The sequence below is a fragment of the Campylobacter showae genome, assembly GCF_900699785.1.
GTDB lineage: Bacteria > Campylobacterota > Campylobacteria > Campylobacterales > Campylobacteraceae > Campylobacter_A > Campylobacter_A showae_D.
Genome location: NZ_LR535679.1, coordinates 1500216 through 1513355, shown reverse-complemented (window position 1 = coordinate 1513355; position 13140 = coordinate 1500216). Strand labels below are relative to the sequence as shown.

At 47.9% G+C, this 13140-nt stretch carries 13 protein-coding genes; 3 read left to right on the top strand and 10 right to left on the bottom strand.

What is annotated here, in order from left to right:
* Positions 1-133: 133 nt before the first annotated feature.
* From E4V70_RS07565 to nspC, 7 genes are all read right to left on the bottom strand, one after another.
* Positions 134-763 (bottom strand): NAD(P)H-dependent oxidoreductase, encoded by a 630-nt coding sequence (locus tag E4V70_RS07565; RefSeq protein ID WP_122862519.1) that lies wholly within the window; start codon positions 761-763, stop codon positions 134-136.
* 149 nt (positions 764-912) lie between these two features.
* A complete protein-coding gene (locus E4V70_RS07560) occupies positions 913-2460 on the bottom strand; it encodes a disulfide bond formation protein B (RefSeq protein WP_122862518.1) in 1548 nt (515 codons plus the stop codon).
* Between the two features lie 9 nt (positions 2461-2469).
* Complete coding sequence (locus tag E4V70_RS11120; protein ID WP_002949057.1) at positions 2470-2637, bottom strand: hypothetical protein; 168 nt, start codon at positions 2635-2637, stop codon at positions 2470-2472.
* Positions 2638-3086: 449 nt separating this feature from the next.
* Positions 3087-4109 carry a selenide, water dikinase SelD gene (selD, locus tag E4V70_RS07555; protein ID WP_414973859.1) on the bottom strand — a complete coding sequence of 341 codons (1023 nt, stop codon included), beginning with the start codon at positions 4107-4109 and terminating at the stop codon, positions 3087-3089.
* Positions 4106-4702, bottom strand: coding sequence for a sulfurtransferase-like selenium metabolism protein YedF (yedF, locus tag E4V70_RS07550; RefSeq protein ID WP_122862516.1), 597 nt, complete (start codon positions 4700-4702; stop codon positions 4106-4108). Before yedF ends, selD begins: the two co-directional genes overlap by 4 nt.
* 136 nt (positions 4703-4838) lie before the next feature.
* Entirely contained in the window at positions 4839-5786 is a 948-nt protein-coding gene (locus E4V70_RS07545) for a formate dehydrogenase subunit gamma (RefSeq protein WP_122862515.1), read from the bottom strand.
* A 451-nt stretch (positions 5787-6237) separates the two neighbouring features.
* Positions 6238-7377 (bottom strand): carboxynorspermidine decarboxylase, encoded by a 1140-nt coding sequence (gene nspC / locus E4V70_RS07540; protein WP_122862514.1) that lies wholly within the window; start codon positions 7375-7377, stop codon positions 6238-6240.
* Positions 7378-7468: 91 nt separating this feature from the next.
* Between nspC and E4V70_RS07535 the strand changes: the two genes are divergently transcribed.
* Both E4V70_RS07535 and E4V70_RS07530 read left to right on the top strand, forming a co-directional pair.
* A complete protein-coding gene (locus E4V70_RS07535) occupies positions 7469-7690 on the top strand; it encodes a MoaD/ThiS family protein (RefSeq protein ID WP_122862513.1) in 222 nt (73 codons plus the stop codon).
* 1 nt (position 7691) lies between these two features.
* Entirely contained in the window at positions 7692-8126 is a 435-nt protein-coding gene (locus E4V70_RS07530; protein WP_122862512.1) for a molybdopterin synthase catalytic subunit, read from the top strand.
* A gap of 372 nt (positions 8127-8498) precedes the next feature.
* Here E4V70_RS07530 and yedE read toward each other — a convergent pair whose 3' ends face one another.
* The gene (yedE, locus tag E4V70_RS07525; protein WP_122862511.1) at positions 8499-9566 is read right to left on the bottom strand and encodes a YedE family putative selenium transporter; all 1068 of its coding nucleotides are present in this window, start codon (positions 9564-9566) and stop codon (positions 8499-8501) included.
* 436 nt (positions 9567-10002) lie between these two features.
* Between yedE and E4V70_RS07520 the strand changes: the two genes are divergently transcribed.
* Complete coding sequence (locus E4V70_RS07520) at positions 10003-11199, top strand: molybdopterin molybdotransferase MoeA (protein WP_122862510.1); 1197 nt, start codon at positions 10003-10005, stop codon at positions 11197-11199.
* A gap of 419 nt (positions 11200-11618) precedes the next feature.
* Here E4V70_RS07520 and E4V70_RS07515 read toward each other — a convergent pair whose 3' ends face one another.
* Together E4V70_RS07515 and E4V70_RS07510 are read right to left on the bottom strand one after the other, a co-directional pair.
* The gene (locus E4V70_RS07515) at positions 11619-12206 is read right to left on the bottom strand and encodes an HAD-IB family hydrolase (RefSeq protein WP_122862509.1); all 588 of its coding nucleotides are present in this window, start codon (positions 12204-12206) and stop codon (positions 11619-11621) included.
* Positions 12207-12316: 110 nt separating this feature from the next.
* Positions 12317-12961, bottom strand: a complete 645-nt coding sequence (locus tag E4V70_RS07510; protein WP_122862508.1) for a non-canonical purine NTP pyrophosphatase — start codon at positions 12959-12961, stop codon at positions 12317-12319.
* Between the last annotated feature and the right edge of the window lie 179 nt (positions 12962-13140).

Genomic DNA, 13140 nt, shown 5'->3' with positions numbered 1-13140 from the left:
AGATTTGTCGCCTTAGCAAATAAATTTGCATAAATTTGAGCAACAAAAATCAAATTTAAAACTCGATCGACGCCAAAAGTACATTTAGCTCGCGCCGACTGAGTTAAATTTTAAATTTACGTAGTTACTAAATTTAGTAAATCCACTTCACGACGTCGCTTAGTTCGCGGCGGTATCTTTTAGTCTGCGGTTTGACGCGGTAGCCAAATGGCACTACGATAGCCACTCTTTGCTCGCTCTCATCAAGCCCTAAAATTTCATTTAAAGCATGCCTGTCAAAGCCTTCGATCGGGCAGCTGTCAATCCCAAGGCTCGCGGCTGCGTTCATCATATTTGTCGCAGCTATCATGCACTGCTCGTGCGACCACTGAAATGTTAGCTCATCGTCGTTTTTGAAATTTGATAGCAAAAAGTCGTGATAAAATTTCTGCCTTGCAGCGATCATCTCAGGCTCTTTATCTGCGCGTCTAGCGATCATTTTATCAACATAGCTGCTGCCAAATTTTATCTCTTTGACCTTTGCTAAGACGACCACCAAATGCGAGCAAGATGTGATCTGCACTTGATTCCACGAGAATTCGCGGATTTTTTGCCTTAGCTCCTCGTTTTGCACGACTAAAAAGTCCCACTGCTCAAGGCCAGTCGAGCTTGGGCTTAGCCTGCCAGCCTCTAGGATAAAGTCAAATTCGCCCGCACTTATCTTTTTGCTCTCGTCAAAAATTTTGCAAGCGTGACGAAATTTTAAAATTTCAAGATAGTTCATCATATCTCCTTTGTTAAATTTTTGAAATTATAGAGCGGTTAGGTAAATTAAAAGAAATTTAGTAGCCAGCACAAAAGGCTGACTTTAAATATAAACAATCAAAATTCGCCCGCGCAAAGCGGACGGATTTGCGCTGGTTTGGGCTAAATTTACTGTGCCAAAGGGTTGTTTAGCTCCACGACGTTTGCTTTGCCGTCCTTATGCGCTAGAGCGTAGATGCTACCGCCCTTTACCGCTAGTCCGGAGATATCGCCGATTTGCGGCATAGCGTAGGCATCAACTACCTTCGCGTCCGCAAGGTCGATCACGAGCAAGGTGTTGTAGTTTTTGGAGTATGCCAAAAATTTACCGCCCGCGACGTCGCCAGCCGTGACGTAGTAGTCTTTTAGGTCGCGTTTATCTTTTAGCGCGAGGCCTGATGTCACGATAGTTTCGCCGCTTAGCATCTTATCCTTGCTATCGACTTTGATGAGGATCATATTCTTAGCGCGCTCGTTTGGCACCGTGATCATATACATATAGGTGCTTTGCGGGTCTTTTGCGAGCGTTAGGACGTATTGTTTTTTCGCCCTTATCGTTAAAAGCGCCGGGCGGTCGAACTTCCACGCAGACTCGAGCCCGCCGGTGCTCTCTCTAAAATATCTCCACTCGTGATACGCGTCCACTTTTTCCACGGGCTTAACGGCAAATGTCGTTTTGTTAAAGCCGGTAGTCACCAGCATATCGCCGACAAAGGTCGATGCGACGGCCTTTTTGATATTGCGGCCGTTTGGTTTGTCGATGATAGCATGAGCGATCTCTTTAAAATTCGCGTCCGTAAAATAAACGCCGCCTTCGGTGTTGGAGATGCCGAAAGTATCGTTTTTAGCGTTATATGCTAGGCCGCTCGTTACGCCTTTGCCAAAAATTCCCTTTGTCTCAAAAGGAAGCGGGAAGCTGTTTTTCACGCTAAGCGCAGGCTTCACGTTCGTAAACGCGCCGGCGCTTGGGTCGGAGTTAAATTTGACGCTTATATCTTTTGGCTCGCCCGCTATAAACGGATCCTCGACGATGTTTGCGCCGGTGAATGAAAACGGCTTTTCAAACCTTTTCCAAACTCCCGAGGTCCAAGTGTTGTTTAGACTGATGCGCTCGGGATCGCCCTTGCCGCTATACGGCGGGATACCTGCCGAGATGAGCGCCTGAACGGCATTTGATAGGATGACAAATAGGCTCAAAGCGATCACGAATTTTGAATACGCGTTAAGAGGCTTGACCCTGGTATCGGCGCGCGAGATATCGCCCGAGACGACCTTATCTTTGGCAAAAAGCATCATAAGTCCCATCGCTACGACCACGATCCAGTACACCAAAATGCCCCAAGTATAAGTATGCGCACCGAATATATCGCCGCCAAAGCCCATACCTACGTCTCTATATAAACTAAAGCTCGCATGCCTAAGCGTCATGAAAATGCCGTACGCAGCACCAAAAAGCACGGCAGCTATGTAGCGCGCCTTTAGGCCGTAGCGCAGTATCAAGATACCAGCGACGCCGACCACGACCATACCGATGCGCTCCCACCAGCAAAGCGTGCAAGGGCCCTCGCCGATGAAGTAACCAAGATAAATGTTCGCGATACCGACTGGGATAGCAAGCACGAGCAAGACCGCGGTGGCCATGACGAAGTCGAAATTTTTCTCGTTAAAAAAACTCATCCGCCCCTCCTAGTACGCCGCGTAAGGCAGCAGGGACGTCCAGCTGGCGATGAAAAACATGATAAAGCAAATCGCCGTCCCCACGGCAAATGCGCCAAACGCTAAGCCCTCTTTTTCAGGCTTTTTCCAAGCTATAAAAACGGCTATAGCCAGAAAGAGAAACGATAAAAATTCCATTTTGTCTCCTTTATTTCACTAATATTAGATTGTGATTTTAATTTAATTCTTTTATATTCTTGCTTAAATCTTGAGATATTTTTGATAATACATTGCAGATTGCTCTAAAATTTGGGGAGATATTTTTAGAAATTTGACGAGTTTAACTCGCGATAAAATAGTAAAATTTGCAAATTTTAAGGGCGAGCTTAGCTGTAAATTTATGATTTTATTTTGCAAGATTTTACTAAATTTTATTTTTAAGAATTTTGGCTTTTCGGATTTTAACGCCTCAAATTTGACTAAATTTACATTTAGAGAACTTGGCGGCTTAGTGATTTTAGCAAATAAATTTGATTAGGCTTGCTGTTTTTGACCGCCGTTTCGGATGATTTTAAACCATCTCAAATTTGACCAAATTTACGACCGTCAAATTTACGCCAAGCTCGCAAGCTTAAATTTAAAGCCGCCTAGCGTAAATTTATGCCGTATTCGCCGCGTTTTTTAGCTACGCCGACGACCGCCGAGCTCTCGTAACCAGCCTCTTTTAGACGAGATAGAGCCAAATTTGCCTCGCTTTGCGGCACGGCTAGCAAAAGTCCGCCCGAAGTCTGCGCGTCGTAAAGCAAGATATCAGCGTCGCCGCTAACGAATTTGGACGCAAATTCGCGGTTTTTGTAGCTACCCTCGGGGATGATGCCCATATCGGCAAACTCGCGCGCGGCTGCTATCACGGGCATGTTATCAGGGTAAATTTCAAAGCTGATTTTATCATTTAGCATTTCGCTTAAATGTCCTAAAAATCCAAACCCCGTAACGTCGGTCGCCGCCGTTACGTTTACGCCTTTTAGCACATCCACGGCATAGAAATTTAGCTGCCGCATCGTCTCGACGGCCTGCTCGATTTGGGTCAAATTTAGCAAATCAGCCTTGATCGCCGTGCTTAAAATGCCCGTTCCTAACGGCTTTGTAAGTATGAGCGCATCGCCCTCTCGCGCGGCGTTGTTTGACCAAAAGGAGTTTGGCGAAACGACGCCCGTGACGCTAAGGCCGTAATACATCTGCTGCGTCTCTATCGTGTGTCCGCCCACGATCACGCCACCGCACTCGGCGACTTTATCCTGTCCGCCGCGCAAAATTTCGCCCAAAATTTCGCCGTTTAGGTTACAACTGTCAAAACCGACGATATTTAGCGCGTTTAGCACCTTGCCGCCCATCGCAAACACGTCGCTTAGGCTGTTTGCAGCCGCTATCTGACCGAATATAAACGGATCGTCCGCCACCGGCGTGATAAAGTCAAGCGTCTGCACGAGCGCAATGTCGTCCGTGATCTTAAAGACGCTCGCGTCCTCGTTTGTGCCGATGTTTGAGAGCAAATTTGGGTGAGCTAAATTTAAATCGCCGATAGTTTTGTTTAGACCCGACGGGTCAAGCTTGGCTGCTCAACCCGCCGCTCGGACGAATTTCGTGAGACGTTTGTCGTTGTAAATCATAGTTTGATTTGCTCGTGCGTAGTTAAAATTTGCATGACTTCGTAGGCGTTTGACATCTCGCCGACGCTTAGGTCGCTTACGAGTTTATACGCCTCTAGGCAGCTGCCGCAACTTAAAATTTTGACGCCCGCAGCTTCTAAATCTTTAAGCGGTTTAAAGCTAGGATGAGCGCGGTTCGTCGTCATTTTGACGGCGTTATTTACGCAAATGACGTACTCCGGTTTTTCCACCTGCAAAAGCGCGCCTAGAAATTTAGCCAGCAAGCTAACGCCCACGTCGCCGCTTCCGGCGTATTCTTCGTTTAAATAAACGACCGTTTTTTTGGTTTTTGGCGTGATTTCACAGACAAATTCGTCAAAATTCGTTAGCTCAAGTTTGGATTCGCCTTTAACGGCGGTGATTTTTGTCTCGGCGCCGTTTTGCTCAACGCTAAATTCGACGTTTTGGTTTTTTAAAAAGCGGCTGATATTTTCTTTAGGAGCGATGGAATTTACTAAAATCTCAAGCTTTTCGCCGTTTTTTAAGCCTTCAAGCGCGTTTTTAGTTCTGATGACCGGCTCAGGGCAAGCTAAATTTCTACAATCGATTTGCATGATTTTTCCTTAAATTTATTACTCTTCAACCTGAAGTCTAGTGGGAATTTTATCTAAAAGATTTTAAATTTCGTATAAAAAAGAGGCTTGCAGGCTCGCCTCTGAGGTAAAAAGGAGAAAAATTTCTCCTTTTTTATTATTTTAATTTTGGATAAGTTTTTTCGTATTCAGATACCGGGATTTTGTTTTTAGAGATAAGCTCTTGATACCAGTAGTGGTGAAGTACGTAAACCTCTTCTTCTTCTTTGTAGCCAGTTATCATCGACCAGATAGCGCCGTGTATCGCGATAGCCGCCATATAGATGTGTACTAGGAAAAATACTGCGCAAACGATACCGAGAACGTTATGAACTAGTGCAGAAGCTCTTAAAACTTCGATCTGAGATACGCCTAGCCAGCTTGCAACGTCAGGGGTTCTAAAGTCAAGGAAAAACATAGCTGCGCCGGTTAGTATCATCACGATACCGCCAGGGATAGCTACCCAGTACCACGCCTTTTGACCGGCATTAAATTTGCCAGCAGGTACGGGACGTTTAACCTTTGAGAGATATCCGCCGACGATCAGCATCCATCTGATATCATAAACCGCGGGCAGCATCCTCACGGTCCAAGCTATCAGCATCGGAGGCACCGAAACGGCAAACAAAATAGTAGCCAGTCCGTGGATGTCCTTGCAAAATCTAACAAACGCGCCGCCGCCAAGCTCAGCGCCCCACATCATGATGACGCCAGTCGGTATGAGCACTATCCATGCGATCGCCGCAGCGCCGTGAGATACGCGCTCTATCATATTAAACGCATAGACTTTTTTGCCGTCGTGGCTGAAGTGTTTCGGTCCGATGATCAAAAAGTGCAGAACGAACGCGCCGATAACAGCCAAAATAAGCGACAAAGCCGCTATCGCGAAGTAGTCGTTGCCCTGAATAAACGTGAAAATCGGCCCCAAACCGTCTTCGTAAGGCTTAATGTTTTCGATTCTACCAGCAGCCCAGATATTGCTCTGGTACTGGTTCGTGCTGGGACTCGCCTCGATAGCGAAGGCCCAACAGGCGAAAACCGAAAGCAAACTAAAAATTCTCGTCATGCTATCTCCCTTTGGTTTTGTTTTCCGCCTTAAAAAGCTCGTCGTGGTCGGCATCCAGCCAAAGGCTAAATTTTCGCGGATTTTCGTGAAATTATATCAAAAAATAACGTAATGCAAGCTTAGCGCCGAAACATCGCTTTTTTGGGCGGTTATGGCGCGTTTTTATCAAAATCTGGGTCAAATTTATAATCCGCTATATTAATTCATTTATATAAGCTAGATTTTATTTATCTTAAATTTAACTTCGTTTGGGATTAAATTTGCGACAAATTTGGCAAGCGATAATACAAATTTTAAATTTAGCGCTAAAAAGGTGCAGGTTTAGCAAGCCCGCACGCGAGGCGCAAGCCAAATAAAAGATCGCCGCAAAATTTGATTAAATTTATCGCCAAAAACGGCGCCTCAAAATGCCAAATTTACACCCTAAAGGGCACGGCTCCTGGCGTCAAATTTAGTTTCGCCTCTCGTACTCTTCAAAGCCGAATTCCCGCACGGTTACAAGCACGCCGTTTTCTTTTAAAAGCAGTAAATCAGGCAGCTTTATGCCGTTAAAGGTCGTATTTTTCACGATCGTGTAGTGGATCTGATCCTCAAATATCACCTTATCGCCCACGCTTAGCGGCGCGTCAAATTTATACTCCGGTTCGCCCGCGTCAAGCCCCACGATATCGCCCGCTAGACAAGTATTTCCGCCCAAACGGTAGATAAATTTACCGCCCTTACTCTCACCTCGCACCGCCGGTCGGTAGGGCATCAGCACGGTGTCTGGCATATGCGCCTCGGCCGAGACGTCTAGGATGGCTATGGTTTTTTCGTTTTGTACGAAATCAAGCACCGAAGCGGCTAAAAATCCCGTCTGCCAGCCCACCGCTTCGCCGGGCTCTATGTAGACCTCGACGCCGTATTTTGCGCGGAAGTTTTTGATCAAATTTATGAGCAGATCCACGTCGTAGCCCTCTTTTGTCACGTGATGTCCGCCGCCGAAATTTACCCACTTCATGCGCAGGATAAACTCGCCGAATTTCTCCTCAAACGCCATCAGCACGGTCTCTAGACTCTGCGCGCTCTCCTCGCAAAGCGCGTGAAAATGCAGTCCCGTGATGCCATCAAGCGCGTCTTCGTCAAAATTTGCGCGAGTGATGCCCAGGCGGCTATACCTGCCGCACGGGTTATAAGCGTCAGTCGGCGCGACGGAGAGCTCCGGATTTACGCGAAGTCCGCAGGTAACGCCCGCGGCTAGGGCTTTTTGCTTAAATTTCGCCCACTGCGCAAAGGAGTTAAAAACCACGTGCTTTGAGAGCGCTAGCACCTCATCTATGTCCTCGTCTTTAAATGCGGGCGAATACGTATGAATCTCGCCTCGAGCGTATTTTGCGGCAAATTTAGCCTCGTGCAGGCCGCTGCATGTCGCGCCGTCTAGGTATTCGCCGACAAGCCCCATCACGCCGCTAAATGCAAAGCCTTTTAGGGCGACTAGCACTTTCGCGCCGCTTTCATCCTTGACGCGTTTTAGAATTTCAAGATTTTTGCGCACCTTGGCCTCTTCGCAGACGTAGGCGGGCGTTTTTATTTTGCTTAATATTTCGTTCATTACGGCTCTTTCGTTAAAAATTTGGCGTAAGTATATCTAAATATTTTTTTAAGTAAAATCAAGAAAAAAATTTAATTTCAAAGGCGAATTTATGGTAGAAATCGAGTTTTTAGGCCCGATAAAGATGCATAATTTAAAGCTAGAAGCGGCAAATTTAAGCGAAGTAAAAGAAAAACTGGGCGAATACGCGCAGCTCGGCGAGTGGCTAAAAATCTGCGCCGTCGCCGTAAACGACGAGATCGCAAGCTCTCTTGACGCGCCGCTAAAAGACGGGGATAAAATTTCCATTTTACCGCCGGTTTGCGGAGGTTAATATGCAGATTTTTGAAGGAAGCCTAGACGCCAAGGCGATCACAAACGCCTGGTACGACGAGTTTAAGGACAAAAACTGCGGCGCTCTCATCACGTTTACGGGCATCGTGCGCGAGGAAGGCGGCATAAGCGCGCTTAGCTTTGACATCTACGAGCCGATCCTGCGCAAATGGCTAGCGGGCTGGGAGCAAAAGGCGAAGGATCTGGGCGCATACGTGCTTTTTGCGCATTCGCGAGGCGACGTGCCGGTGCACGAGAGCTCCTACGTCGCAGGCGTGGTAAGCCCGCAAAGAAAGGTCGCCTTGCGGCTGATAAACGAGTTTGTAGAGGACTTTAAGGCTAACGCGCCGATCTGGAAATACGACGTCATAGGAGGCGAGCGCATCTATGCAAAAGAGCGCAGCCAAGCGATCAAAGGCGCCGGACTTTTAGGCTAAATTTACTCGGCTCGGCTTTAATATACGCGCCGAGCAAATTTGACAGCTTTTTAGATAAAAGCTTTATTTCTTGCGGGCTAGACCATGACGTTTTAGCCCGCTTTTACTCCCGATCGCTATCAAAATTTTGCAAATTCCAGCTCGCTTTTTATATAAATCAAATTTTAAAATTCAACATTTCGTCTTTCGCTCGCCCAGACCCGCACCGCGAAAATGTCAAATTTACAAATTTAGTTAAGATATACGACAAATATTCAAGACAGAATAGGCGTAGTTTAAATAATTTTTTCTTACCCGCAAGGGCGCAGACTCGTCGTCCGTAACCCAAGCGGGTATAGAAAAACTATTCTAAAATCCGTCGTTTATGAGAAATCAAGCGGCTTTTTTGTGAAAAAATCCCACATAAACCGCAAAAACAAACCCCATCGCCACCGCCCACGGAGCCGCCGCCGTTATGGCGCTCGGAGAGCTGGCAAGCAAGAAGTTATGCGCTACCGCCGCGCCCGCCGCCATACCGATGACGAAGATTACCGAGCTTAGATTGCCTGTGCCCATTTGCACGAGATGTTTGCCCGGGCAGCCTTCGCTCAGGCTAAAGCAAAGCCCTGCTAGCGTCATGCTAAGGAAATTCCAAAGCACGTCGTTGTGCGCGATAGGCTGGCCTTCAAAGCCGAATTTATACTGTCCGAGAGCTAAATTTACGATGCTAGCAAAGACCACGATGCTGATGATCCCCGTAAACATCGAGAAATCCTTTTTGAAAAGCCTACCAAACGCCCCGACGCTACAAAATTTGCTTTTGTGCATTAGCGCGCCCACGACGATGCTAAAACCAAGCGAGATCAGGACAGGAGCATGCATGGAGCCCGGGCCTTTTGCGGAGCTAAAAAGCGCGCCGTTTTCGCCAAGCTTCAGTCCAAGAGCCAGCGACGCAAGCAGCAAAATACCCATAACCGTCGGCAAAACGCCTATCGCGGCCTGGGTTTTAGTCTCGTGCGTGAGGCCGTAGCCAAGCTTTTTGAAAAATACGCCCGCGCACACGCCCGCAAAAATACCGACGACTCCAGCAACCGCCGTCATATCGCCGCCGCCAAGACGCAAAAACGCTCTCCACGGGCAGCCCAAAAACACGAGGCAGCCGATCATCGCGAAAAATCCTAGAAAAAAGCGCACGAAAGGCGACGAGCCCGTGGTCGCGCTAAACTCCTTCGTCCAAAGCACGCTAGCTAAGAAGCCGCCCAAAATGAGCCCGATGATCTCCGGGCGCACGTACTGCACGACTCCTGCGCGGTGAAAGCCGAGCGCTCCCGCCGTATCGCGTAAAAAGCAAGCCGCGCAAACGCCCATGTTGCCGGGGTTGCCGAAATACACAAGTAGCGCGCCTAAAGCACCGAGCGCCGCACCTGAAACGATAAACCATTTTGAATTTGAAAAATTCATGAAGTGTCCTTTGAAAAGGTAAAATCGACCCGATTTCTTAAGCTGTATTTTACTGATGTTAAAATAAAAAATTAATAAAATTTGACGGGAGATTAATCGCGAACTTTAAATTTCGGCCGAATTTTAAAATTTACCCAAGCCGGCACGTTTGGCTAATATTTTCGGCTTTTCAAATTTACGTTTTTTAGACGGGAGCGGCTTTGCCTCGGCTTGCACATACATATTAAACTTCGCGCGTTTTTAAACTTCTATGCTTTATTAGCATAATTTACGATTAAATTTAGTAAAATCGGCAGAAATATTCCAGACGGATTGTGTGTAGTTTAAATAGTTTGCGGCGGATACGACGGGAGCGGACAGGTCGTCCGTGACCCGAGTATCCTAGCCGAAAACTATTTAAAATCCAGCCGAGCCGGGGAATCAAAAAGGATAAAAAATGAAAGAATTTATGAGTTACGAGGCCTCTCTTGAAATTTTGCACTCTACGCTGGCTCCCTGGGACCGCGTAGAAAAGGTCACTCTCACGCAAGCACTCGATCGCCGTATCGCCGTAGATATCGCGGCGCAGGATAACTACCCGGAGCGTCCAGTCTCGGCGATGGACGGCTACGCGTTTGCGTGGCAAGAGGGCCTAAGCGAGCTCGAGCTCATCACCGACCTACCCGCAGGCAGCGACAAAGGGCTAAAGGTAGAAGGTATAAAATGCGTCAAAACCTTCACCGGCTCGCTAATGAGCGAGGGCACCGACACGCTAATCCCGGTCGAAAACGTCGAGGTGTCAGGCGGCAAGATCCTCATCAAAAAGCCCGTGCCGAGGGGCTTTGCCGTGCGCGAAGTCGGTGAAAGCTATAAAAAAGGCGAAATCCTAATCAAAAAAGGCGCGACGATAGGCTACGCCGAGACCGCGCTGCTAGCAGAGCTTGGGATCTTTAACGTAAGTGTATTTGTACGGCCGCGAGTCGCGGTGCTAGCGACGGGAAGCGAGATAAAAGACCTCGGAGAGCCGCTAGAAAACGCCGCGCAGATCCACAGCTCAAACCACGTAGGCATCGCGGCCATGGTGCGCAAAATGGGCGGCGAACCCGTGCTGTGCGAGATAGTGCGCGACCGAGCCGAGCTCGTAAAAGACGCCATCGTCCGCGCGCTAAAATCAGCCGACGTGCTCGTCACCACGGGCGGCATCAGCATGGGCGACTACGACTTCGTCAAGGGTGCGCTGGGCGAAAATTTCGACATTATCATCGACGGCGCCGCGATCAAACCGGGCCGCCACATCAAGGTCGCAAAAGCTGGAGAAAAATATATATTCGCGCTGCCGGGCTTCCCGTACTCGGCGATGGTGATGTGCGTGCTCTACGTGCGCGTGCTGCTAAACGCGTGGTTTGGTGCTAGCGAGCCTAAAATCACGGCGATCATGGACGAGGACTACAAAAAGCGCTCACCGTTTTTGGAGTTTACGGCGGTAAATTTAGTAAATCGTGACGGTAAAATTTACGTAAATTTAGACGGCAAGAAGCTCGGCAGCTCGGCGATCGTAAACAACCTAACAAACGATGCCGCGCTTTTAATCATCCCAAAAGAGACCGAATTTATCGCAAAGGGCGAGATAGTCGAAGTGCTGAAAATGGTTTAAATTTGGGGTTAAATTTGAGTACGGCTTTGCGATCGCGGGTAAATTTAACGCTCAAATTTGAACTACAAGAGTGGCGCATTCTCACAAAGAAAAGGTCGTAAATCGGCCTAAATTTAAGCTAAACAAATAGCGCCGAGTTTGCTATTTTTATTTGCGCTGACCCGGTTTAAACGTGCGCCGGATCAATTTATATGAGCTGCATAAATTTGGAGCCGTTACGGCAAGGGCGAACAAATTTAAGCTTAGCTAAAAAGCACCTAGCAAATTTGGCTTAAACATTCCGGCGCCAAATTTCAGCCAGTGCGCGCCGATTTGCCGCGCCGCAAAAGGCGCTAGAGCTAAATTTTACCGCATAAATGCTCAAATTTAAAGCCTCTAAATTTACGGCTAATTTGCAGTTTTCGCAGTCGATAGACGCCTCACTCAAACGCCCTATAATGCGCCTCGTCGGCAAACTCCAGCATCTCCTTGTCGCCCCTGCTGTCGCCGTAGGCTATCACGCGCTCAAAGGCATCCGTATCATACGCCTCGCGCACGCGGCGCACCTTCTCCGCGCCGTAGCAGTTAGCGCCGTCTATCTCGCCCGTTATCACGCCGCCCTTTTTCTTGATGCGAGTGCCCAGTAGCCCAAGCCCCTGCGCCTGACACCACGGAGCCAGCCAGTCCTCGAGCGATGCCGTCACGATCACGACCTTGTCGCCGTTTGCCTTATACTCGGCGATCTTTGCCATCGCGGAAAATTTCACGATATCCTCGATGTGCGTGTTTGAGTATTTTTTACAAATTTGAGCGAATTTATCCGCGCTCATACCTGCGAAAAAGTACGTCATCAGCCGCCTGCGAGCGTAGTTGTTGCTGCAAATTTTTAGCTTATAGCCGATCAAAACGGGCGAAAGCCAAAAAATCCCCCGAAAAAATTTCTTAAATCCCACGACGTAGGCGATAAACTCGAGCAGCGAATCATCGCGCGTGATCGTCCCGTCAAAGTCGAATAAAACCAGATTCATCTTTATCTCAAATTTTAAATTTGCGCGATTATACCGCGCTAGCGTTAAGGGACGGCAAATTTAGCCGGATTTTTGCCCCGCAAATTTGCTTTCTCTTTTTCGCTCCGAGCTTAGCGCCCAAATTTCCCCTCAAGGCTCTTTAGCACGTATTTTATGAGCCCAAGGCCCTTTGAGCGGTGTGAGATTTTTAGCTTTGTGCCCTCATCTAGCTCGCCAAGCGTGCGCGTAAAGCCTTTGGGGATAAAGAGGCTGTCGTAACCAAAGCCGTTGCTACCGCGCTCCTCGTTTATCGCAGTGCCATGCATAAAGCCGTGCGCCGTAAAGTCGCCAAGCTTTGAGCTAACCGCGATACAAGCGGTGTAAAACGCGGGCGAGCTAGTCAAATTTAGCGCCTTTAGCTCCGAGATCAGCTTTGCGCGGTTGCTAGCATCGGTCGCGTTTTTGCCCGTTATCTGCCCGCGCTCGTTCATATCGCTAAATCTCGCCGAATAAATCCCGGGCCTGCCGCCAAGAGCCTCCACGCTGATGCCGCTATCGTCGCTTAGCGCGATAAACTCGTCCGCCAAATTTAGCTCGCGTAGTTTTGCCTGCACGGCGCGAGCTTTGATTAGCGCGTTTGCGGCAAAAGTCGCGCCGTCCTCGGCGATCTCAAAGGGCTCGCAAATTTCGCGCAGTGCGTAAATTTCGTAATCTTTTAAAAAATCTTTTATTTCGCGTACTTTGTCGGAGTTTGACGTTGCTAAAACTATTTTCAAAATTTTTCCTTTTTCTAGCTTGTCTTTTTGGTTCTTTTTACGTAGCTTGCTAAAATTTCGCTAGACAGGCTACGTGCCTAGCCTACGCAAAATTTCATCTACGCAACCGTAAAAATAATCCAAAAACACTTCGCTATGCTATTTTTTAATCCGCGCATTTTATCAAATTCGGCTTTAAT

Excerpts from the sequence above, each read along its gene's own strand:
- E4V70_RS07565 (WP_122862519.1), bottom strand. The coding sequence starts at position 763 with ATGAACTATCTTGAAATTTTAAAATTTCGTCACGCTTGCAAAATTTTT.
- E4V70_RS07560 (WP_122862518.1), bottom strand. The coding sequence starts at position 2,460 with ATGAGTTTTTTTAACGAGAAAAATTTCGACTTCGTCATGGCCACCGCG.
- E4V70_RS11120 (WP_002949057.1), bottom strand. The coding sequence starts at position 2,637 with ATGGAATTTTTATCGTTTCTCTTTCTGGCTATAGCCGTTTTTATAGCT.
- yedF (WP_122862516.1), bottom strand. The coding sequence starts at position 4,702 with ATGCAAATCGATTGTAGAAATTTAGCTTGCCCTGAGCCGGTCATCAGA.
- E4V70_RS07545 (WP_122862515.1), bottom strand. The coding sequence starts at position 5,786 with ATGACGAGAATTTTTAGTTTGCTTTCGGTTTTCGCCTGTTGGGCCTTC.
- nspC (WP_122862514.1), bottom strand. The coding sequence starts at position 7,377 with ATGAACGAAATATTAAGCAAAATAAAAACGCCCGCCTACGTCTGCGAA.
- E4V70_RS07535 (WP_122862513.1), top strand. The coding sequence starts at position 7,469 with ATGGTAGAAATCGAGTTTTTAGGCCCGATAAAGATGCATAATTTAAAG.
- E4V70_RS07530 (WP_122862512.1), top strand. The coding sequence starts at position 7,692 with ATGCAGATTTTTGAAGGAAGCCTAGACGCCAAGGCGATCACAAACGCC.
- yedE (WP_122862511.1), bottom strand. The coding sequence starts at position 9,566 with ATGAATTTTTCAAATTCAAAATGGTTTATCGTTTCAGGTGCGGCGCTC.
- E4V70_RS07520 (WP_122862510.1), top strand. The coding sequence starts at position 10,003 with ATGAAAGAATTTATGAGTTACGAGGCCTCTCTTGAAATTTTGCACTCT.
- E4V70_RS07515 (WP_122862509.1), bottom strand. The coding sequence starts at position 12,206 with ATGAATCTGGTTTTATTCGACTTTGACGGGACGATCACGCGCGATGAT.